The sequence below is a fragment of the Alistipes onderdonkii genome (genome assembly GCF_025145285.1).
Lineage (GTDB): Bacteria > Bacteroidota > Bacteroidia > Bacteroidales > Rikenellaceae > Alistipes > Alistipes onderdonkii.
Genome location: NZ_CP102251.1, coordinates 1,373,775 through 1,396,329, shown reverse-complemented (window position 1 = coordinate 1,396,329; position 22,555 = coordinate 1,373,775). Strand labels below are relative to the sequence as shown.

At 60.6% G+C, this 22,555-nt stretch carries 11 protein-coding genes; 10 read left to right on the top strand and 1 reads right to left on the bottom strand.

The features are described 5' to 3' along the window. Nucleotides 1–15: 15 nt before the first annotated feature. A complete protein-coding gene (locus NQ559_RS05895) occupies nt 16–2,193 on the bottom strand; it encodes an alpha-galactosidase (RefSeq protein ID WP_032134754.1) in 2,178 nt (725 codons plus the stop codon). A gap of 801 nt (nt 2,194–2,994) precedes the next feature. On the opposite strand from NQ559_RS05895, the gene NQ559_RS05890 reads away from it, so the two are divergent. The 10 genes from NQ559_RS05890 (at nt 2,995) to NQ559_RS05845 (ending at nt 22,474) form a co-directional block, all read left to right on the top strand. Continuing rightward, nucleotides 2,995–4,035, top strand: a complete 1,041-nt coding sequence (locus tag NQ559_RS05890; protein WP_018695752.1) for a glycoside hydrolase family 130 protein — start codon at nt 2,995–2,997, stop codon at nt 4,033–4,035. A gap of 31 nt (nt 4,036–4,066) precedes the next feature. Further along, nucleotides 4,067–5,731, top strand: a complete 1,665-nt coding sequence (locus tag NQ559_RS05885) for a GxGYxYP domain-containing protein (protein ID WP_026318337.1) — start codon at nt 4,067–4,069, stop codon at nt 5,729–5,731. Nucleotides 5,732–6,002: 271 nt separating this feature from the next. Further along, entirely contained in the window at nt 6,003–9,050 is a 3,048-nt protein-coding gene (locus tag NQ559_RS05880) for a SusC/RagA family TonB-linked outer membrane protein (RefSeq protein WP_083923841.1), read from the top strand. A 21-nt stretch (nt 9,051–9,071) separates the two neighbouring features. Next, on the top strand, nt 9,072–10,871 hold the full coding sequence (locus NQ559_RS05875) for a RagB/SusD family nutrient uptake outer membrane protein (RefSeq protein WP_018695755.1): 1,800 nt from the start codon (nt 9,072–9,074) through the stop codon (nt 10,869–10,871). A gap of 231 nt (nt 10,872–11,102) precedes the next feature. Beyond that, nucleotides 11,103–14,042 (top strand): discoidin domain-containing protein, encoded by a 2,940-nt coding sequence (locus tag NQ559_RS05870; RefSeq protein WP_018695757.1) that lies wholly within the window; start codon nt 11,103–11,105, stop codon nt 14,040–14,042. Nucleotides 14,043–14,050: 8 nt separating this feature from the next. After that, a complete protein-coding gene (locus tag NQ559_RS05865) occupies nt 14,051–15,484 on the top strand; it encodes a sialate O-acetylesterase (RefSeq protein WP_018695758.1) in 1,434 nt (477 codons plus the stop codon). A gap of 31 nt (nt 15,485–15,515) precedes the next feature. Then, complete coding sequence (locus tag NQ559_RS05860; protein WP_018695759.1) at nt 15,516–16,235, top strand: GDSL-type esterase/lipase family protein; 720 nt, start codon at nt 15,516–15,518, stop codon at nt 16,233–16,235. 12 nt (nt 16,236–16,247) lie between these two features. Next, nucleotides 16,248–18,227, top strand: a complete 1,980-nt coding sequence (locus tag NQ559_RS05855; protein WP_018695760.1) for a sialate O-acetylesterase — start codon at nt 16,248–16,250, stop codon at nt 18,225–18,227. Nucleotides 18,228–18,453: 226 nt separating this feature from the next. Beyond that, on the top strand, nt 18,454–19,239 hold the full coding sequence (locus NQ559_RS05850; protein ID WP_026318338.1) for a ligand-binding sensor domain-containing protein: 786 nt from the start codon (nt 18,454–18,456) through the stop codon (nt 19,237–19,239). Continuing rightward, entirely contained in the window at nt 19,163–22,474 is a 3,312-nt protein-coding gene (locus NQ559_RS05845) for a hybrid sensor histidine kinase/response regulator transcription factor (protein ID WP_169342435.1), read from the top strand. The genes NQ559_RS05850 and NQ559_RS05845 overlap by 77 nt, the downstream gene beginning before the upstream one ends. The last annotated feature ends 81 nt before the right edge of the window (nt 22,475–22,555 follow it).

Below are 22,555 nucleotides of genomic sequence, written 5' to 3'. Positions count from 1 at the left end.
CGGGGGCTGGCGGGATTACTCCGCCGCCTTGAGTTCAAGTACGTGGCTGGCATGTTCGCCGCCCACCTCGAAGTCGAGGCCGGTCTCCATCAGGAACGCCCCGGTGAAGGTCTTGCCGTCCTGGGGAATGGGCTTGCCGTCGAGGCTGAGCTCCCTGACGAGGTATCTCTTCTGCGGGTCGAGCCCGGCCATCCGGAACGCCGGCCGGGGCATGTTGTGGTACTGTTCCAGCTTGTAGACGAAATAGGCCGCGTGGTCTTTTTCGGGCGAGACGTACATCAGCGATGCGTACCCGGTCTTGTCGAAGGGCGAGATCAAGCGGTAGAGGTCGCCCTGCTGCACGACGGGGCGGATCAGCTTGTAGTCGGCGATGGCGCGTCGGGCGAAGGCCTTGTCCTCGTCGGTCATGTGTGCGGGCTGGAGCTCCATGCCCATGCGTCCGCTCATCGCCACGTCGAAACGCAGCTTGAGGGGCGTCTTGCGGCCGGTCTGGTAGTTGGTGTCCACGCTCACGTGCGAGGCCATCGCCACGGCGGGGAAGAAGTTCGAAACGCCCCACTGGATGAAGATGCGTTGCAGGGCGTCGGTGTTGTCGCTCGTCCAGAATTCGTCGTAGTAAGGCAGCAGCCCGTAGTTGATACGGCCGCCGCCGCTGGCGCAGGCCTGCATCACCAGGCCGGGATATTTGGCGTGGATGCGCTTGAGGATGTTTTCCAGGCCGCGGTGGTAGGCGATGTAGAGGTGCGACTGTTTGTCGCGGGGCAGGTAGGTCGACCCGTAGTTGAACAGCGTCATGTTGGCGTCCCACTTGATGTAGGCGATTTCGGGGTGCGCCGTCATCAGCTTGTCCACGACGCCGAACACGAATTCCTGCACTTCGGGGTTCGACAGGTCGAGCACGAGCTGGGTGCCTCCGCGACCCTTGTGCATCTCGCGGTGGGGCTGCTGGATCACCCATTCGGGGTGCTTCTCGAAAAGCTCGCTCTTCGAGTTGGTCATCTCGGGTTCGATCCAGATGCCGAACTTGAGCCCTTTCTCCCTGGCCGAGGCCGTCAGCCCCTCGATGCCCTCGGGGAGTTTCTCCTTGCAGACCACCCAGTCGCCGAGGCTCGATGTGCCGTTGTTGCGCGGGTATTTGTCGCCGAACCAGCCGTCGTCCATCACGAACATCTCCCCGCCCATGGCGGCGAAGTCGGCCATCATCTGATCCATCACCTCCTGGTTGACGTTCATCGAGACGCCTTCCCAGCTGTTGAGCAGGATGCTGCGCTGCTCGCCGCCGTGGTTGAGCCGGTGCAGCCGCGCCCAGCGGTGGAAGTTGCGGCTGACGCCGCCCTTGCCCTCGTCGCTGAAGGTGAAGGCGAATACGGGGGTCGTAAAGACCTCTTTCGGTTCGAGGATGTATTGCGACTGGTCTTCGTTGATGCCGGCGAAGATGCGTGTGGTGTGGGCATTGTCGTTGTCGATGGCGATACGGTAGTTGCCGCTCCATGCCAGCGTGCCGCCGATGACCATGCCGTGCTGTTCGTCGGGGCGCCCGTCGAGCGTGAGCATGAACGACGGGCAGCTGTTCTGCGTATTGCGTACGCCGTCCTTGTCCTTGATGACCCTCATGCCGTCTCTCAGCGCCTCCTCGTAGAGGTATGCCTCGGCGCCCCAGGGGCCGTGGAAGTGCGAGAGCCAGTTGTCGCCGCGGCGCACGGGCAGGAAGGCCGACGCGAAACGGTAGAGCGTGACGGGTTTCTTTTCCAGGTGGCGGATCTCCGTCCAGGTCTCGATCACCTCGCAGTCGGGATAGGTCTTGTAGTAGATGGTGACATAGAACGGGTAGAATTTGTCTCGGGTCGCGATCGCCGTGACCTGGCCGCCGTCGCGGTTCTCCCTGGTGACCGACTCCACGACCAGTTCGAGCGACATGTTGCCGTCGTTGTGGGTTGCCTGAATGGCTGTTTCACGCGAGCACTGGACGCCGAACTGGGGGTATACCGGGTCGTTGAAGGCGCTCCCGCTGTCGAATACGTCGCCGGGATTCGCCAGCCGGGGGCCGAAGTACTGTATCCGGGGCGATTCACCCTTTTGGGCCGTGATCAGGATAGAGCTTTTCCTGTTGGAAATAACGATGTTATCAGCCCGGAGAATCCCGGAACCCAATAACGCGGCGCATAGCAGCACACTTGCAAAGAGTTTGTTCATAGGTGTTCCTTAGATTAAATAAGTTTTGGATTAATAGTCATCATTCTAAAAATATGTGGTAAAATTAAGAATAATTATGAGAAAATTTAGCATTATCGGGCATTATTTTATCACTCCCGGTCGATATTCGTGCCCGGGAGTATCCCCTGCCCGGGGCGGATGGCCTTGGAACGCGGGAAATGCCCCGGTTTGCGGAGGGGCCGGGGAGGGCCGGGAGTCTGAAGGTCGGTTCCGGGAGCGGTGGTTTCGGAGATGGTTCCGGGAATGGTTTCGAGAGTTGGTGGTTGCAGGGATGGTTTCAAGGCCGGTTCCCGGGGGTGGGTGCAGGATGGTTTCGGGCGGGGTGGGTGCTTCCGAGAGCAGGTTCCGTGGGCGGAGGTTTCAGAGATGCTTTCGAGGTGGGTGCGGGAGCAGGCGCAGGAGTGTGTGTGATTTCGGGAGTGGTTCCGGGGGGGTGAGTTCGAGGATGTTTCCGGAGTGGTTCCGGGCGGATGCGGGGATGGTTCCCGGGGGTGGTTTCGGGGGCGGGTACGGGCATGGCGGCCGGCCGTCGGACGGGGATGTGCGGGCGGGATGGTTTGGGGCTGCCGGGAGCGGCCCGGGGAAGGGAGTATACGGATTTTTCGGGCGGGAGGTGTGCCTTAATCATACTGTTTGTTGCTGATTATTAGTATTTAATGTGTCCGTATGGAACATTCCCGGGTTCTTGCGGGTATCCTGTGATTATACCATTTTGGTAGTATTGTATACAATTCGGCGCGGAATATAATCTACTTTTGAATTACAAAAAAACCACTGACCATGCGCTACGCACATAACCCGATCCTGAGCCCCGAAGATTTGTGTCCGAGCCAACCCTCGATGCAGATCGAATGCCTGCTGAATCCTGGTGTATTCCGTTACGACGGGAAGGTCTGGATGCTGGTCAGGGTCGCCGAACGCCCTGCACAGGCCGAAGGGGAGATCAGCTTCCCGGTGCTCGACGCGCAGAACCGCGTGACGGTGATGCGTGTCCCGGCCGCCTCCCCCGAACTCGACCTCTCGGATCCGAGGGTCATCAATTACAAGGGCGAGGATTTCCTCACGACGATGTCCCACCTGCGGCTTGTGAGCAGCACCGACGGCATCCGTTTCCGCGAGGAGGCGGGGTATCCGCCGCTGACGGGCAGCGACCGTTACGAAGCGTACGGGATCGAAGACTGCCGCGTCACGCAGATCGGCACGCAGTATTACCTGACTTATACGGCCGTCTCGGCCAATGGCGTGGCGGTGCGGATGCGCAGCACGTCGGACTGGCGCCGTTTCACCGATTACGGGCTGGTGCTGCCGCCGCACAATAAGGACTGCACGCTCTTCGACGAGAAGGTCGGTGACCTATATTATATGCTGCACCGCCCGAGCAGCCCCGAGATCGGCGGGAATTATATCTGGATCGCCCAGAGCCCCGACCTCCGCCACTGGGGAAACCACAGGTGTGTGGCCCGTACCCGCAAGGGGATGTGGGACAGCGCCCGCATAGGTGCCGGGTGTGCCCCGATCCGTACAGGCGAAGGGTGGCTGATGATCTACCACGGCGCAGACGCTTCGCACCGTTATTGCCTGGGTGCGATGCTGCTCGACGCCGCCGACCCGTCGAAGGTGCTGGCGCGCAGCCGCACGCCCGTCATGGAGCCTGAGGAACCCTACGAACTGGAAGGCTTCTTCGGGAATGTCATCTTCACCAACGGCCACCTGGTCGATGGCGACCGCATCGCCCTGTACTACGGGGCTTCGGACAAGGTGATCTGCCGGGCCGACCTCTCCGTAGGCGAAATCCTGGAAAACCTGCGCAAAGACTTATAATAGAAATCCTAATAAAACCTACTTAAAACTCATGAAGAAAACTTTGACCTATTGTTTCGGTTCCCTGCTTTGTCTGATGACGCTCGCTTCGTGCCAGAACGGCGGTTCGTGCTGCGGCCAGGCCGCCACGGACGTCGACCTGACGGGCAGGCTCTATCCGAAAGTCAAAACCCCGACCAAATCGCTTGTCATCGTAGACCTGCAAAACGACGATATCGAGGGGCAGGTCGCTGCCATCGGCCTGCAGGGTATCGTCAACCGCGACAGCGAACAGAAGATCTATGTGATGAACAGCCGTTGCAAGGACAACCACGGCGGCTGGAAGACCGGCCCGCACGACATGGCCCAGATGGGGCAGTTCTGGCTCGACCGTGTGCTGAAGGATATTCCGCAGGAGACCCTCACGCTCGATGCGACCAAGTCCAATCCCGGGTTCTCGGCGCTTGTCGAGCAGTATAAGAAGCATATCAAGGGCGTAGTCATCTATGACCCCGAACTGGTCGAGGCCACGATCGAGGCGGCGACCACGATCGCGGCACAGACCGACGCCCTGATCGTTTCACCCCGCCTTTACGAGGAGGTGAAGGGGTACGATTTTCCGGTGATCCGGGATCTGCGCGGGATGTTCAAGACCAACATCGAGTGTGTCGACTGGCTCGTGGAAAACTATTTCGAGACGGCCAACCGCGACGTGGCTTTCACCTGGTCGCACATGACCACCGATTTCCAGGAGAGCTGGGGCGCAGCCAACAAGGACTACGTGGTTGCCAACCGCCTGTTCACCTATTTCCTCGACATCCAGGATCATGACCAGTGCGCATATTACGAGAACATCGTCAAGAAATACCCCGCCGGCACCCAGATCATGGGCTGGACGGACGAATTGAAGGCCGACAAGCTCTTCGCCGAATACGGGTATTTCATGGTGCCGTTCATTTCGGTCGAGAACATGACCGTCATGTCTTCGTTCCCCTCGGTGCAGGGTACGCCCATCGAACCCAAGGCGCTCAAGGCCGAGCCCAATACCGTTTATATCGCGATGCTCGTCTCCGACGGCGACAACCTGCTGCATACGATGATCTACATGCCCTACACGATCGAGGAGTCGGCCGCCTACGGCGACGTCCCCGTGACGTGGATCATCAACCCCGCCATCGTAGACCTCGCGCCGCGTGTTTTCACCTGGTACGAGCAGGTGATGAACGAAGGCGGCCAGGAGATGGGCGCCATGATGGGCGACGGCTCCCCGACGACCGACCGTTACAGCGGTTTCTCGTTCTATTGCTCGCTGACGCGGCATTACCTCAGGCAGGCCGGTATGCACACCCTCAAGCAGATGGTCGACGGCGAAGCCGTGGCCTGGAACGTACAGCCCTACTGCCTCGAAGGCGGTTATGCGGGCACCGACTGGCGCGGCATCGGTTCCGACGAATACCACATGGACAACGACTGTTTCCATATCGGTACGACCAATTCGCGTCCCGAATACCTGAACAAGGTGCTGGACAGCGCCCCGGTAGACGAACCGCTGTTCCTGTCGGTCATGATCGGCACGGCGAGCGAGGATGTGACCACCTATGCGTCCGAGCTCAAAAAGCAGATCGAGGCCCGCAACGACGGCCGGAAATACGTGTTCCTGAGGACTGCCGACCTGGCCGCTACGTACCGCGCCTATAAGGGTCTCCCCGTAGAATAATCGTGCGGAATGCCGCGTGCATCGGTGTGCCCCGACGGGCACACCCTGTACGCTGACACCCCTGATTCCTGCGGCGGGTGTTTCCGACTGCACCCTGTAAAAAGCGTTGTGATATTCATAAATACCTAATTATAAACCACTTATTAACTTAACACCTAATTGGCCATAAACTGAAAAGATGTAAAACCTACCGATCCGCCGGGAACCGGGCGTTCCCGCGGGAAGCAAAGAAATGACAACCAACGAACTACATTAATGATTGATTAAAATTATGAAACAAAGCTTACTGAAATTAGCTTTTGCAGCAGTGATGTTGATGCTTGTCGCTCCGTTCGCAGGCAGTCAGGCTGTTGCACAGACGCACAATCTGACCGGAACCGTCGTCGACGCACAGGGGAATCCGGTTGCGGGTGCCGCCGTGGTGATCGACGGGACGACGAAGGGTACCTCGACGGGTTCCGACGGTTCCTTCGCACTGAACGGCGTTATGGCGAACCAGAGCCTCCTGGTGACATTCATCGGTTATGAACCCCAGACGGTTGCGATCGGCTCACAGACGAATATGAAGGTCGTGCTCAAGGAAGACAACCAGACGCTCGACGAAGTGGTCGTCATCGGTTACGGTGTCCAGAAGAAGAGGGACGTGACGGGTTCGATCACCTCGGTGAAGAGCGACGTGTTCGAATCGCGTTCGGTCGAGAACGCACAGCAGGCCCTGCAGGGAAAGGCCCCGGGCGTGCAGGTGCTCTCCTCTTCGGCCGCTCCGGGTTCGAGCCCCTCGATCCGTATCCGCGGTTTCAGCTCGAACAATTCGGGCGCTTCGGAACCTTTGTATGTAGTGGACGGCCTGAAGGTGTCGGACATCTCCTACCTGGATCCTTCGTCCATCGAGTCGATGGAGATCCTGAAGGACGGCGCTTCGGCGGCCATCTACGGTGTCGAGGCCGGTAACGGTGTCGTGCTCATCACCACGAAGAAGGGTAAGAAGGGCGACGGCCGCATCTTCTACGATTTCACCTACGGCATCACCTCGCTGGCACGTAAGGCCGACCTGATGAATGCCGAGCAGTACGTGGCCTACCAGACGGCCGCCGGCAACAACCAGTCGCTGTCCGCGTGGGACGGCAAGACCGATACCGACTGGTTCGACGTGCTTTACGGCGACAACGGTTCGTTCCAGCGCCATACGGCCGGCATCGAAATGGCCAACGACAACGGTTCGGTTTACGCTTCGCTGTCGTATATGGACAACGACGGTATGTACTATGGCAACAAGGACTGGCTGAAGCGTGTCACCTTCCAGCTCAACGGCGACTACAAGGTCAAGAAATGGCTCACCTTCACGACCAACAATACGGTCGAAAGTTCGCGTTCGCAGAACAGCGGCGACGGCGTGAGCACGCTGGGCAACAGCAACCAGTTTATCAACCCTTACGGCATGGATCCGTTGCTGCCCGCTTTCTGGGACAAGGACAACCTGCCCGCATACATGACCGAGCTGATCGCACAACAGGGCGACGACATGTTCATGAAGAACGAAAAGGGCGATTACGTGGGCATCCCGTTCGCCGCCAAGGACGCAGTCAACCCGCTTACCCACTATTACAGCAACACGGGCGAGCATAAGAATTTCGCCCTGCGCGGTGCTTCGTCGCTGGTTTTCGCCCCCGTCGAGGGTCTTACCGTCACGTCGCGCGTGGGTTATCGGCTCGAATCGACCAATTACAGCTTCTACGGCGTGCCGACCTACTTTGCCGTGTCGTCGCGTACGAAGATGCAATTGGACGGGAAGACCACGATGAACCGCTTCTACATGTGGGAGAACTTCGCCAACTACAACCGTTCGTTCGGCAAGCACACGATCAACGCGATGGTCGGTATGTCCTACCAGTACGAGTGGAGTAACTTCACATCGGGTTCGACCAACGGCCTGACCGACAGCAGCAGCAATTTCCACCACCTCGACTTCGCTTCGACCGATGCCACCAAAGGCGTGGGCGGCAGAGTAGGCGAAATGTCCAGTATCAGCTATTTCGGCCGTATCGGCTATACGTTCGACAACCGTTACAACATCATGGTCAATTTCCGCGCCGACGCTTTCGACCGTTCCAAATTGTCGAAGGAAGCCCGGTGGGGTTATTTCCCCTCTGTGTCGGCCGGCTGGACGATTTCCAACGAGCGGTTCATGCGCGATATCGACCCCAAGATCATTTCGTTCCTGAAGCTCCGCGCTTCGTACGGTGTCAACGGTAATATCAGTGCACTGGGCGCTTTCATGTACAGCTCGTCGATGAGCGTGGGCGATTATTACCCCATGAACGGCTCGCTGGTTTCCACCGTCTATCCTTCGGATGTGCTGGCCAATCCGGATCTGAAATGGGAGACGGCACGGCAGTTCGACGTCGGCGTCGACGCACGCTTCCTGAACAACAGGCTGACTTTCGGGATGGATTTCTACAACAAGAATACCGTCGACCAGATTCTTACATTGACGCCACCCCTTGCGACGGGTACCACGAGCATGGCGAAGAACATAGGCAAGGTGAACAACCACGGCTTCGAGTTCGAACTCGGCTGGCAGGATCAGGTCGGTGAGTTCACCTACGGCGTCAATGCCAACCTTGCCACCATCAGCAGCGAGGTCAAGGAGATGGAAGGTGCGCGTATCGTGAACGACCTGTCCGATTTCGTCTATTTCGACAAGGGACAGCCCATGTGGAGCTACTACGGTTACAAATACCTCGGTGTCAATCCCGAGGACGGCAGCGCCATGTATTACGACAAGGACAAGAGCGGCACGATCGACGACAAGGACAAGGTGTACCTGGGTTCGGCCATCCCCGACTTTACCTACGGCATCACCCTCAACGCCGCTTACAAGGGCTTCGACCTGACGGTATTCGGCAGCGGAAGCCACGGCGGCCTGCTGAGCCTCTACGGCGCCCGCCTGACGCCTTCGGCCAACAAGCCCTCCGAACTGTGGACGGATTCATGGGACGTGAAGGGCGCCGGGGCCAAATACCCGCATCCCGATCCGATCGGCGATACCGCTTCCAGAAACTCGAGCATGTGGCTCAAGAGCGGTTCCTATTTCAAGATCAAGCAGATCCAGCTGGGTTACACGCTGCCTTCGTCCTTTACGAAGAAGATCGCCATTTCGCGCCTGCGCGTCTATGTTTCGCTCGACAACTTCTTCTGCATCACTCCCTACTGGGGTATGGATCCGGAAGCTGTCAGCGGTACGTCGGGCATCGGTATGGACAATGGCGACTACCCGACCCCGAAGACCCTGACATTCGGTGCAAACCTTTCGTTCTAACCTAAAAACATTATGACTATTATGAAAAAGCATATTTTGGCATTAGCCGGTCTGCTTGCCGGAGCGATGATGGCGACTTCGTGCTCCCAGGCGCGTCTCGACGAAGTGGAGCACCTCGGGGTCACCGAGGTGGACAAGACCTATGCGGAGGCGAACGATATGACGGCCCAACAGCTGATCGCGAACGTATACGTCACGGCCAAGTACCTGATGATGGGCGACTGGGGCGTACACTACATTGCAACCACCTCGGCCAAAACGGCCGAGTGCTGGCCGGGCGGTTCGGGCCCGAACGACGGTACCGAATACCACCGTATGTCGGCCATGATCGACGATTCGGAGAACAACGCCTACAAGGAGATGTATACCCGTTTCTACAAGATCATGTACAAATGCAACATGATCGTGGACAAACTCAACGACGGTTCCGCCGAGCGCAAGCGCGTGATCGCCGAGGCCAAGGCCTGGCGTGCATGGGCGATGATGCGCCTGACGCAGCTGTGGGGCTCGGCCCCGCTCGTGGATCACGTGCTGGACGGTATCAACTATTCGTTCTATCCCGGCAACTCGAACCCCGAGGACAACTGGAAATGGATCATGACGCAGTTCGACGAGGCTGCTGCCGTGCTTCCCTCGAAGAGCGGACTGGGCGGCCAGAAAGCCATCGGCGGCCGCTGGACGGCCGAAGCCTGCTACGCTTACAAGGGCCAGGGGTACATGTGGCAGAACGATTATGCCAACGCCAAGGTCGAACTGGCCAAGGTGATCAACTCGGGCAAATACGAACTCTGGGATAAGACCGCGACCATGGGCCCGTCGAGCTACGGCACGAACATGCAGCTGGCCAAGAGCCAGAACGAAAACTGGAGCGACGGCAGCGAGGAGTACGAATACCTGACGCTCTACCGTGCCGAGGCCGATTTCTGCGACGAGTTCCTGCTCGAGCTGGACATCGACGGCGACATGACGACGATCACGAGCACCGAGCCTTACTGGTTCCGCGCCTACATGAACTGGCGTAAGGACGAGGTCAACCTGCCGGGCAACACGACGACCGCCTCCGACGGCTGGGGCTTTATCAACCCGACCCGCACGTTCGGTTATGCATTTGCCAAGCACGACGGCAACAGCGTGCGCCGCCGTGCGGCCATCGCCACTTACAGCGAGGTGTACCACGACTTCCCCTACCTGAACAAGGACGTGCGCGGCGTCATGTCGAGCATGTTGTTCGAGAACGAGGGCTATTTCCGCATGAAATACTACGACTATGTGGACGACGTGGTTCCCGAGCGTTTCGCAAGCGGCCAGACCAACGGCAACCGGACGAACTTCCCGCTGATGCGCTATGCCGACGTGCTGCTGCTCTATGCCGAGGCTGTCTGCATGTCGGGCGAGGGTACGGCCAATATCTCGGGCCTGGAGGCGCTGAACAAGGTGCGCCGCCGTGCGGGCCTGACCGACGCCCCCGCGCTGGATATGGATAACGCCGAGTACGGCATCAAGGCCGAGCGCCGCTTCGAGCTGTGGCTGGAGGATTGCAGCCGCTATGTCGACCTGATCCGCTGGGGCGATTACAAGAAATTCATCACCGACACTTCGATCGACGGCGTGAGCGAGCATTGGGGTAACGAATGCGCATGGCTCGTCGGGCTCAAGGACGCGACCAAGCGTACGACCGATCCTACCGATTGGAGCAACTACGAAGTGCGCTACGACCCGCTGTCGACGCGCGGCACCTGGAGCGACCGCTTCTACCTGTGGCCGTTCCCCTATGCCGAAACGACGCAGAACCCGAACCTCGTCCAGAATACCGGTTGGTAAAAACCGGTTGTGAAGGCCGTCCCGGCCGGTTACCCGGGGCGGTATGATAATCCGGCGACGGCAGTGGATCGTTTCTGTTTCACTTCGCCGTCGCCGGGATTTTTTCCGGCCGGGCCGTCCGGATCGGCCTGCATCCGCAGGTTGCCGCCCTTCGCGTGTGGCCGGGAGGTGCCGGATGACCGGCGGCGTTGAAGCCGTGCGGGAGCGAATTATCCGTAAAAAAATGAAGGAATGAAAAAATATCTGTTGATCGCAGCGTCGCTGTTGCTGAGCCTTCCCCTGGCAGCCGCTGTGCAGAAAGTGTCGCTCAACAGCGACGGCCGGGTTGCCGCGTGGCAGCTCCGGGCACAGGACGAGGTGCCCGATGCGAAGGCCATGCTCGGGGCCGGTTACGATGCGTCCGGCTGGGTCGCCGCGGTCGTCCCGGGGGCGGCCTTCACGTCGTTCGTCGAGGCGGGGATCGAACCCGACCCCAACTTCGGCGACAATGCCTACAAGGTGGACAGGAGCAAGTACGACCGCAATTTTTGGTACAGGGCCGAGTTCGCGACCAAAGACCTGCCCGCCGGTGCGCGCCGCTGGATCTGCTTCGAGGGTGTGAACCGCGGGGCCGAAGTCTATCTCAACGGCGCGCGGCTGGGGTCGCTCGACGGGTTTATGGATCGCGGCATGTTCGAGGTTACGCACCTGCTGCGGCAGGATGCTGCGCCCAACGTGCTGGCCGTGCTGGTGCGCGTGCCGACGAACCCGATCGCCAACCATGCCAGCCCGACCTATATTTCCAGTGCGGGCTGGGACTGGATGCCCTACGTCCCCGGGCTGCTGGGCGGCATCACCGACGACGTGTATTTCACCACGTCGGGCGACGTGTCGCTCGTCGACCCGTGGGTGCGTACCAGGGTGCCTTCGCGCGAGCAGGGCGTCATTTCGCTGACCACCGAACTGAAGAACCACTCGCAGCAGGAGAAAACCGGGGTCGTGAGGGGCGTCATCCGCCCGGGCGACATTACCTTCGAGAAGCGATTTAAAATAGGGGCGGGCCAGCAGCGCACCGTGGGCGTCGACCCCCGCGAGTTCCCGCAGCTGACCGTCGACGACCCGGCCCTGTGGTGGCCCAACGGGTATGGCGACCAAAACCTCTATACGTGCGAGCTGACGTGCGAGGTCGACGGCGAGGTTTCCGACCGCCGGACGGTGACGTTCGGCATCCGGGAGTACTCCTACGATTTCGTGAAGGGCGTGTTCCAGCTCTCGGTCAACGGCGAGCGCATCTACTGCAAGGGCGGTAACTGGGGCATGAGCGAGTATATGCTCCGCTGCCGGGGCGCCGAGTACGACCTCAAAATCCGCCTGCACCGCGAGATGAACTACAACATGATCCGCAACTGGATCGGTTCGACAACCGACGACGAGTTCTACGAGGCGTGCGACCGCTACGGCATCATGGTCTTCGACGATTTCTGGCTCAATTCGCATCCCAACCTGCCGGACGACGTGTTCGCCTTCAACCGCAACGCCGTGGAGAAAATCAAGCGGCTGCGCAACCATCCTTCGATCGCCGTCTGGTGCGGCGACAACGAGGGCGTGCCCCTGGCGCCGCTCAACGAGTGGCTGCGCGAGGATGTCAAGGCCTTCGACGGCGGCGACCGCTGGTACCAGCCCATTTCGCGCGAGTACGGATTCTCGGGCAGCGGCCCCTGGGTGAATGCCCATCCGATCTGGTACTTCACGGCCCACCCGCTGGGCTACGGAGACCACAAGCTCGACGGCTGGGGCTTCCGCACGGAGATCGGTTCGGCCGTGTTCACCAACTACGAGAGCTATAAGAAGTTCATGCCCGAGCCCGAGCGGTGGCCGGCTTCGCCCGGGATGCTGGACAAGCATTTCTTCGGCAACTCGGCGGGCAATGCGCGTCCGACCCGTTATTTCGCGGCCGTGGAGTACAATTACGGCAAGGCCGCGGGCGCGGAGGATTTCTGCCGCAAGGCGCAGCTGCTCAACATCGAGGTCAACAAGGCGATGTACGAGGGGTGGCAGCACCACCTGTGGAACGACGCTTCGGGCATCCTGACCTGGATGAGCCAGTCGGCCTACCCGTCGTTCGTATGGCAGACCTACGATTACTATTACGACCTGAACGGCGCCTACTGGGGCGTGCGCAAGGCCTGCGAGCCGCTGCATATCCAGTGGAGTTACGCCGACAACACGGTCAAGGTGGTCAACGCCAGCGGCGAGGCCTACAACGGCCTGCGTGCCACGGCGGCGGTCTACAATATGGACGGCAGCGAGGTGAAGCGCTACGCGCAGCGGGCCGCCCTGTCGTCGCTGCCCAATACGGCTGTCAAGGTGATGACGCTGCCGTTCCCCGAAGACCGCAACCTCGCACGGGGTAAGAAAACCGTCGCCTCGTCGTCGGAGAATGACGATTCGCATGCCGCCAAGTCCGTCACCGACGGCAATACGGGCTCTTCGTGGCGCTCGGGCGGCCCGGGTGAGCAGTGGGTCATGGTAGACCTGGGCGCGCCCACCGAGTTTTCGGACATCGTCCTGACGTGGGAGAGCGAAGCGGCCAAAGCATACGAGATACTCGCGTCGGACGACGCCTCAACGTGGCGGACGGTCTACACCAGCGGCAAGCCCAGCACGCCCATCGACCGGATACGGATCGACCCCGTGACGGCGCGCTATGTCAAGTTGCAGGGCACGGCGCCCCACGACGACTGGCAGCTGGTGCTCTTCGAAATGGAGCTTTACGGCCCGGAAACCCCGGCCGAAGAACTTTCGCCCGTGCATTTCATCCGCCTGCGGCTGGCCGACGATGCTGGGAACCTGCTCTCGGAGAATTTCTACTGGCGTTCGAACCGCCTGGGCGACTACCGTGCGCTGAACGACCTCGAACCCGCGAAACTGGATGTACGCACGAAAGCCGAAACGGTGGACGGCAAGCGCATCATCCGCGCGACCGTCACGAACCGGGGCCGCAGCGTGGCGTTCGCCGTGCGCCTCATGCCGGTCTACGCCTCGACCGGGGAGCAGATACTGCCGGTCATCATGGACGACAACTACTTCACGCTGCTGCGGGGCGAGACCCGGAAGGTCGACATCGAGATCGACGAGTCGCTGCTCGGGGACGATACCTACAAACTGGTCGCAAGGCCCTATAACGATTGATTGCGGGTATGAAAAGGTTTTGTGCGCTGGCGCTCCTGCTGTGCGCGGCATGGGCGCCGTCCGAAGCGAAAATCAAGCTGCCCGCCATCGTGGGCGACAACATGGTGCTGCAACAGTCCTGCGAAGTGAAGCTCTGGGGCTGGGCGGCGCCCGAGGCCGAAGTCAGCGTCGCCCCCTCGTGGTGCGGCGCCGTACGGACGCAGGCCGACAAGAAAGGACGCTGGTGCGTGACGGTCGCAACCCCGGCCGCCTCGTTCGAGCCGCGCAGCATCGCCCTGGGCGACGGCGACGGCGAACCCGTCGTGCTGAAGAATATCCTCATCGGCGAGGTGTGGCTCTGCTCGGGGCAGTCCAACATGGAGATCCCCGTGCAGGGAGGCCGCGACTGCCCGATCGAACATGCGCAGGAGATCATCGCCGAAAGTGCGCAGTACCCCGACGTGCGGCTCTTCTCGGTGAAAATCGACGGCGGGCTTCGTCCCCGGGAGGATGTGACGGGTGCCTGGTGCGAAGCCTCGCCCGGGAGCGTCAAGACCTTCAGCGCCATCGGCTACCTGTTCGGCCGCAACCTCCGCCGGGCGCTGAACGTCCCCGTGGGGATCATCAACAGCAGTTGCGGCGGCACGTGGATCGAAGCGTGGTTCCCGGCGTCGCTGCAACGCGGGTTCGCCGATTTCGACCCGGCGTCGGTCGCCACGCGCGAGGGGCAGAGCGGCATGAATACGGTCGAAATCCTTTACAACGGGATGATTTACCCGTTGCATAACTTTGCGATCAAGGGGTTCTGCTGGTATCAGGGCTGCTCGAATGTCGGGCGCAGCACCTGTTACGCCGACAAGATGGTGGCGATGATCGACCACTGGCGGGAGTTGTGGGGCGGCGAACGCAAGCCGTTCTACTACGTCGAGATCGCACCCCATGAGGACGGCGAGCAGAACGTGAACGAGGCGCTGGTGCGCGAGCAGCAGGCGCGGGTGATGGACATGACCGACAACGTGGGTATGGTTTGCACCAACGACCTGGTCTACGACTACGAGACGTGGAACGTGCATCCCAGCCAGAAGGAGCCCATCGCGCGGCGTCTGGCCTATTGGGCGCTGAGCCGGGACTACGGCTACGGCGATGCGGTCAAGACCATCGGGCCGCGGTTCAGGTCGATGGAGGTGCTCGAAGGCGGTGTCGTGAGGGTGCATTTCGACGGCAGCGACTGCGGGTTCCTCGTCAAGGGCGAGATCGAGGGCTTCGAACTGGCCGGCAGCGACGGGGTGTTCCGCCCCGCGAAGGCCGTGCGCCGGCGCCCCGACCCCACGGTGCTCTATGTCTCGAACTACGACGTGGGCAGCCCCGTGTACCTGCGCTATAATTTCAAGAATTGCAGCGTCGGCTGCCTGTGGGATGCCTTCGGGCAGCCCGTAGTGCCGTTCCGGACGGATAATTTTTAACTTTGTGGAACCGATCTAATATTTTGCGGAAATGAAAAAACTGATCTTGTTATGTGCGCTTTGCCTGTTTGGGGCGGGCGTTGTTTTCGGCCAGGCCTATTCCGACCTCCTCTACCGGGACTGGGCGGGGCTCAGGGCCTATGCCCAGGTGAACAAAACGCTGGGCGACGTGCGCCCCGACGTGGTTTTCATGGGCAACTCCATCACCGAGGGGTGGTTCAACCAGCACCCGGAGTTCTTCCAGAAAAACAACTTCCTGGGACGCGGCATCGGCGGGCAGACCTCGTCGGAAATGCTGGTGCGCTTCCGCCAGGACGTGATCGAATTGCACCCGCAGTGCGTGGCGATCATGGCCGGGACGAACGACATTGCGATGAATAACGGATACATCGCCCTGGAAAATACCTACCAGAACATCGTTTCGATGTGCGAGCTGGCGCGCTTCAACGGGATAAAGGTGCTGCTGTGCTCCGTCACGCCGTGCGTGCGCTACAACTGGCGGCCGCAGGTGGAGCCCGGGAAGATCATCCCTAAGCTCAACGCGATGCTCAGGAAGTATGCGGACTCGGCCGAGGGCGTGGAGTATGTCGACTATTTCTCGGCGATGGCCGACAAGGACAACGCCATGCTCCCGGAATATTCGCCCGAGGGATGCCATCCCAACGGCGAGGGCTATAAGGTCATGGAGAAGATCATCGTGCCGGCCATCAACAAGGTGAACGGTACCGACAAAAACTATTTCGTCTACTAATCCGAAGCTGTCATGAATCTCAAACGAACCCTTTTCCTGCTGGCGGCCGTGCTGCCCCTGCAGCTCTCCGCCAAGGTCACGCTCCCGGCGATCTTCACCGACAACATGGTGTTGCAGCAACAGAGCGATGTGAAAATCTGGGGCAGGGCCAAACCCGGCAAGGCCGTGAAAGTCACCACCTCGTGGGACGGCAAGACCTACGCGGCGACGGCCTCCGCATCGGGCGGCTGGGAGGTGCGCGTGTCGACCCCCGTGGCCGGCGGCCCCTATACCGTCACGGTTTCGGACGGCAAACCCGTCGAACTGAAAAACGTATTGATCGGCGAGGTCTGGCTCTGTTCGGGGCAGTCCAACATGGAGATGCGCGTTGCCGACCGGGTGCTGAACTACGAACAGGAGATGAAGGAGGCCGATGCCTACGGGAATATCCGCCTGCTGCATATCGACAACACCACCAGCCCGGTGCCGCTCGACGAGGCTTCGGTTCGCCACGGCGGCTGGCAGGTGTGCTCGGGCGAAAACATCGCCGACTTTTCGGCGACGGGTTACTTCTTCGGCAAGGAGCTCTATAAAAACCTGGGCATACCCATCGGATTGATCGAGTCGTGCTGGGGCGGGACGTACGCCGAGTCGTGGACGAGCGCCGAAGCGCTGTCCGAGATGCCCTATTTCCGTCCCCGTGTCGAGAAGGTGAAGCAGATCCCCGAATCCCGGGAAGCGCGTAACAAGATGTTCCACGACGACATGGACGAGTGGCGCCTCCGGATGATGCAGGCCGACAAGGCGTTCGAGGACGGCCGCGCGGTGTGGGCCGAGAGTTCGTTCGACGATTCGTCGTGGGGCGAGATCGCGGTTCCGGGGTTCGTGCAGGATCAGGGCCTCGACGGGTTCAGCGGCTTTATGTGGGTGCGCAGGGACGTCGAGATCCCGGCCGGCTGGGCCGGTAAGGAGCTGACGCTCACGCTTGCGGCTATAGACGACAACGATTTCACCTATTTCAACGGCGTCGAAGTGGGGCATACCGAGGGCTGCATGGCTTTCCGGAGCTATAAGATTCCCGCGTCGCTGGTCAAGGCCGGCAAGGCGACCGTAGCCGTGCGTGTGATGGATACGGGCGGCAAGGGCGGCATCTTCGGCGATGCGAACAGCATCGCCCTCGCCAAATCGGACTCGGAGAAACTCCCGCTGGCCGGGCAATGGAAATACAAGGTCTCGATGGGCCTGGGCGACGCCCCCGACATGCCGGTCAACACCGCCACCGAACCCAACTACCCGACGTTCCTCTTCAATGCGATGATCCACCCGCTCGTGGACTATGCCATCCGCGGCGCCATCTGGTACCAGGGCGAGGCCAACGTGGCGCGCGCGGCGCAGTACCGCGACCTGCTGCCGCTGATGATCCATGACTGGCGGCAGCACTGGGGGTATGCCTTCCCCTTCTATATCGTGCAGCTTCCCAACTACATGAAGGCACAGGAAGGCCCCGAGGAGTCGGAGTGGGCCGAGTTGCGCGAGGCGCAGAAACACGCGCTCCGCCTCGAGAACACGGGGCTGGCCGTGTGCATCGACGTCGGTGACGGCGACGACCTCCATCCGAAAAACAAACCGGCGGTCGGCCGGCGCCTCTCGCTCGTGGCACGGGCATTGACCTATGGTGAGCAGATTCCCTATTCGGGGCCCGTATACGAGGGTTACCGCATCGAGGGGAACACGATCCGCATCGACTTTTCGCACACGGACAAGGGGCTCAAGACCTCCGACGGCGGCCCCGTCAGGGGGTTCTATATCGCCGGCCCCGACCATAAGTTCCATGCCGCCAAGGCCGTCATCGAAGGCAATACGGTCGTCGTCTCTTCGGACGGGGTGCGTTTCCCTGTCGGGGTGCGCTATGCCTGGGCCAACAACCCGGTCTGCAACCTCAGCAACGGCGCCGGGCTTCCGGCCGGGCCGTTCCGCACCGACGACTGGACGGACGGCGCGAAACGCTATTAAGGAAACCGTCCGCCCCGTTTCCGGGCCGGATTCGGCCTGCAGGGAGGCGGACTGCGCGGACGGAACATCCGCAGGGTCATGGCAGGGCGCGCCCTGCCATGGCTTTCCCGTTCTGTGGCGGGGCGGATGATCCGCCCCGGCTTCCCGCTTTTTTCGGGAAACGGCCTGCCGCGTGATTTTGCGGTTCCGGATAAAAACATATCTTTGTAACAACATGCGAAGCGTTATGTCGAAAAAGTTGATTTTCCTGTTGCTGGCGGCGGTTTGGGTTGCCATGCCTTCCGCCGTGGCCTCCCTCAAGTACGATACGCTGACCAGCGCGGACGGGTTGTCGAACAGTTCGGTCAACTGCATCTATCAGGATTCGACCCTGATGATGTGGTTCGGGACATGGGACGGCCTGAATGCCTACAACGGTTACGGCTTCAGGACTTACAAGTTCGCGCCGGACAATGCGAATACGATTTCGAACAACGTCATCCGCAACATCGTCGAGGAGGCGAAGGGCATCCTCTGGGTCGCCACCGACTACGGGATCAACCGCATCGACGTGGAAAACGACCGCATCGAACGCTTCTACCCCGGCTACGAGGACAACGGCCCCACGGCCGAGCAGGTATTCTCGGTCGCGGCCGCGGCCGACGGCACAATTTTCTGCGCCGCCACGGGGTGGGGCATCGCCTGCTACGACAAGGCGCTGGGCCGGCTTTCGGCACTCAATGTCCCGCAGTTCAACTCTTCGGAGATACGTGCCGTTTACTACGGCGGACAGAATACCCTGTTGCTGCATACCGTGCAGGAGGAGCTGGTTCGGATTCGTTACGGGCTGTCCGCGGCGGGGAGCATGGAGGTGCGGGAAAAGGTCGGGCTCTTCCCCGAAGGCGGGGTCAAGTCGGTGTTCGACAGCCGGACGGCGCTCTACCTGGTTACGGCCGATGCGGAAATTTACCGCTACGAACGCCGCGACGGGGAGCTGGCGGCGGTGGGCAAATTCCCCCCCCCCGGCCCGTGAGATACGCGCTGTCGCCCAATACGGCGACGATTACCTGCTGATAGCGACCGGGGCGCCGGACATGTATGTCTGCGACATGCCCGGGCGGACGTTCCACCGGATGTCGCAAATGCCCGACATCAACATCCTTTCGCTCTGCTACGGCAGCCAGGACATCCTGTGGGTCGGCAGCGACGGGCAGGGCGTTTTCCAGGTATACAACGACGGCATCCAGTTCGACAAGATTCCCAACAGCCGGATTTTCGGCGACAGGAACTGCCCCGTGCGCGCCTTCTGCGAGGACAGCCGCGGGAACGTCTATGTCGCCACGAAAGGCAACGGGATCGGCATGTTGCGTCCCGACGGGAGCCGGGGCGCGGTCTACGACGTATCCGGGGGACTGGGTAATAATTCCGTCTACGCCCTCGCCGGGGGATTCGGCGACGACCTGTTCATCGGGCACGACGGCGCCGGGCTCGATGTGCTTTCGTGTGCCACGGGGCGCATCTCGTCCATCAAACCTGTCCCGGGCACCTATTTCGGTTCGGTGTATGCGATTTACCGCGATCCGTCGGACGGCTGCGTGTGGCTCGGGACGAACGGCTACGGGCTGATCGGGCTGCAGCTGGCCGAGTCGGGCGGGCGTTACGAAATCAGGCGGCAGCGGGTCTATGTCAACGACAAGAAGGACGCCACCTCGCTGAGCAACAATACGGTGTTCGCGATCGTCCCGGCCGGCGGCGGAAAGCTGTGGGTCGGAACGCGCGGCGGCGGATTGAACCTCTTCGACACCCGCAGCGGCAAGTTTACCCATTACACGACCTCCTCGGGCGATTATCCGATCAGCAGCAACGACATCCTGTCGCTCTACGCCGGGCGCGACTCGACGCTCTGGATCGGGACGAGCTACGGTCTGAACCGGCTCAGCCCCACCGCAGGGGGACGGGGCGGTTTCCGCTGGTATATCGAAAAGGACGGGCTGCCGAACAACACCATCCACGGTATCCTGGAGGACGACTCGGGCAACCTTTGGCTCAGCACCAACAAGGGGCTGGCGCAGCTGAACCCCGGCGACAACCGGATAATCAGCTATTACAACAACGAGGAGTTGCAGAGCAACGAATTTTCCGACGGTGCCTATTACCGTTCGCGCGACGGCAGGATGTACTTCGGCGGAGTGGCCGGGTTCAACCGGTTCGATCCCCGCGACATCCGCGTGCGGACGTACGCCCCGGCCGTGCAGCTCAACAATTTCCTGATCAAGCAGACGCCCGTGCCCGGATTCCGTGCCGACCGCGAGATCGTCCTGTCGCACAGCGAAAACTTTTTCAGCATCCAGTTCTCCGCGCTGGAATACATCCGCAACGGCAACTGCGAATACGCCTACATCCTCAAGGGGTTCAACGACGACTGGGTGAATATCGGCACCGACAACACGGCGGTCTTCACCAACGTGCCGCCCGGAGCCTATGAATTCTACGTGCGCTGTACCAACGGCGACAAAATCTGGAGCGGCAATACCGCTTCGCTGCATATCCGGGTGCGTCCGCCGTGGTGGAACACGGTGTGGGCCTATATGGTCTACCTGCTGCTCTCGTTCGTGGTGCTGTACGTCGTCTGGTTCGTGGTCAACGACCGGATCGAGCAGCGGCGCAGGCTGCTGATGGAGTCGATGAGCCGGCAGCAGCAGAGCGACAACTACGAGGCCAAACTCCGCTTTTTCACCAGCATCGCCCACGAGTTCTGCACCCCTTTGACGCTGATCTACGGTTCGGGCGAGCAGTTGCTCAACAGTTACAGCCTCGCGCCCGACGTCGCCAAGCATGTCCGCATCGTGAAGAACAATGCGGCGCGTATGCAGCGCCTGATCGGCGAGTTGATGGAGTTCCGGCGGGTCGAGACCGGGCATTACACGCCCCGGTACGTGCTGGTCAACGTCACGGAGCTGATTTCGACCATCACCGACAATTTCAACGAGGTCAACGAGCAGCGGCGCATCGACCTGCGCATCGACTTCCCGGCGCAGGAGGTCATCCTCGTGAGCGACCAGGGGGCGCTGGAGAAGATTCTTTACAACCTGGTTTCCAATGCCTATAAATATACGCCCGCAGGCGGATTCATCAGCATCGAGCTGCGGGTGGAGGCCGGCCGTACGACCGTGAGGGTCAGGAACTCGGGCAAGGGCATCAAGCCCGAGGACATCGGCAATGTCTTCAACCGCTTCGAGATACTCGACAATTTCGAACGGCAGGCCAACGAGGGCAAGGTCATGCGCAACGGCATCGGGCTGGCGCTCGCCAAGAGCCTGGCCGACATGCTGTCGGGAAATATCACGGTGAGCAGCAACCCCGGCGAATATACCACCTTCACCCTGTCGTTGCCCGAGGTGAGCCGCGACCTGGTGACCGAACCCGAACAGAAGAGCGTGCCCGATTATCCGCTGCCCGACGTCGAGGACATGCGGACGGGGCAGGCCCGAGAGTCGCGTGCCGCGGGGGCCTCGATCCTGGTGGTGGACGACGAAAAGCAGATCCGCGACCTGATCGCCGAGATACTCTCCGACGAATATTCCGTCATCCAGGCCGCCGACGGGACGGAGGCCATCGAGATACTCAAACACAAGCGCCCCGACCTGATTATCAGCGATGTCAGCATGCCGAACGTGGACGGGCTCGAATTGCTCAAATACCTCAAGGGCAACGAGATCACCAAATATATTCCGTTCGTGTTCCTCTCCTTCAAGAGCGACGTCGAACAGGAAATCCGTGGCTACGAACTGGGCGGCGACGCCTATATCTCCAAGCCGTTCCATCCCAAGCACCTGCTGGCCGTCGTACACCAGATACTCAACAACCGCCTCTCGCTGAGGGATTACTACAATTCCGTGATCTCCTCGTCGGACGTCTACGAGGGGAATACGATCGACGCCGACGACAAGAAGTTCATCGTACAGCTGGCCGGGATCATCGAGGAGAACATGACCGACGAGAACCTGTCGCTGAATTTCCTGTGCGACAAGATGTGCGTGAGCCGCATGAGCCTCTACCGCAAGATCCGCGAGATCACGCAGATGACGCCGAGCGAATATATCCGCTCGGTGAAGATCAGCCATGCGACGCACCTGCTCCGGACGACCAATATGACCATCCAGGAAATCATGTTCTGCTCGGGTTTCAACAACAAGTCCTACTTCTACCGCGAGTTCGCCAAAATATACCACATGTCGCCCAAGGAGATGCGCGAAAAAGAGCGCTGAGCGGGCAAAAGCGCCGTTTTCCCGCGTGAAGATACGTTTCGGTTACAATAGTATACCTTGCAACGCCCCCGGGGGCTTATT

Excerpts from the sequence above, each read along its gene's own strand:
- NQ559_RS05865 (WP_018695758.1), top strand. The coding sequence starts at position 14,051 with ATGAAAAGGTTTTGTGCGCTGGCGCTCCTGCTGTGCGCGGCATGGGCG.
- NQ559_RS05875 (WP_018695755.1), top strand. The coding sequence starts at position 9,072 with ATGAAAAAGCATATTTTGGCATTAGCCGGTCTGCTTGCCGGAGCGATG.
- NQ559_RS05890 (WP_018695752.1), top strand. The coding sequence starts at position 2,995 with ATGCGCTACGCACATAACCCGATCCTGAGCCCCGAAGATTTGTGTCCG.
- NQ559_RS05845 (WP_169342435.1), top strand. The coding sequence starts at position 19,163 with ATGCGGAAATTTACCGCTACGAACGCCGCGACGGGGAGCTGGCGGCGG.
- NQ559_RS05895 (WP_032134754.1), bottom strand. The coding sequence starts at position 2,193 with ATGAACAAACTCTTTGCAAGTGTGCTGCTATGCGCCGCGTTATTGGGT.
- NQ559_RS05860 (WP_018695759.1), top strand. The coding sequence starts at position 15,516 with ATGAAAAAACTGATCTTGTTATGTGCGCTTTGCCTGTTTGGGGCGGGC.
- NQ559_RS05870 (WP_018695757.1), top strand. The coding sequence starts at position 11,103 with ATGAAAAAATATCTGTTGATCGCAGCGTCGCTGTTGCTGAGCCTTCCC.
- NQ559_RS05885 (WP_026318337.1), top strand. The coding sequence starts at position 4,067 with ATGAAGAAAACTTTGACCTATTGTTTCGGTTCCCTGCTTTGTCTGATG.
- NQ559_RS05850 (WP_026318338.1), top strand. The coding sequence starts at position 18,454 with ATGTCGAAAAAGTTGATTTTCCTGTTGCTGGCGGCGGTTTGGGTTGCC.
- NQ559_RS05880 (WP_083923841.1), top strand. The coding sequence starts at position 6,003 with ATGAAACAAAGCTTACTGAAATTAGCTTTTGCAGCAGTGATGTTGATG.
- NQ559_RS05855 (WP_018695760.1), top strand. The coding sequence starts at position 16,248 with ATGAATCTCAAACGAACCCTTTTCCTGCTGGCGGCCGTGCTGCCCCTG.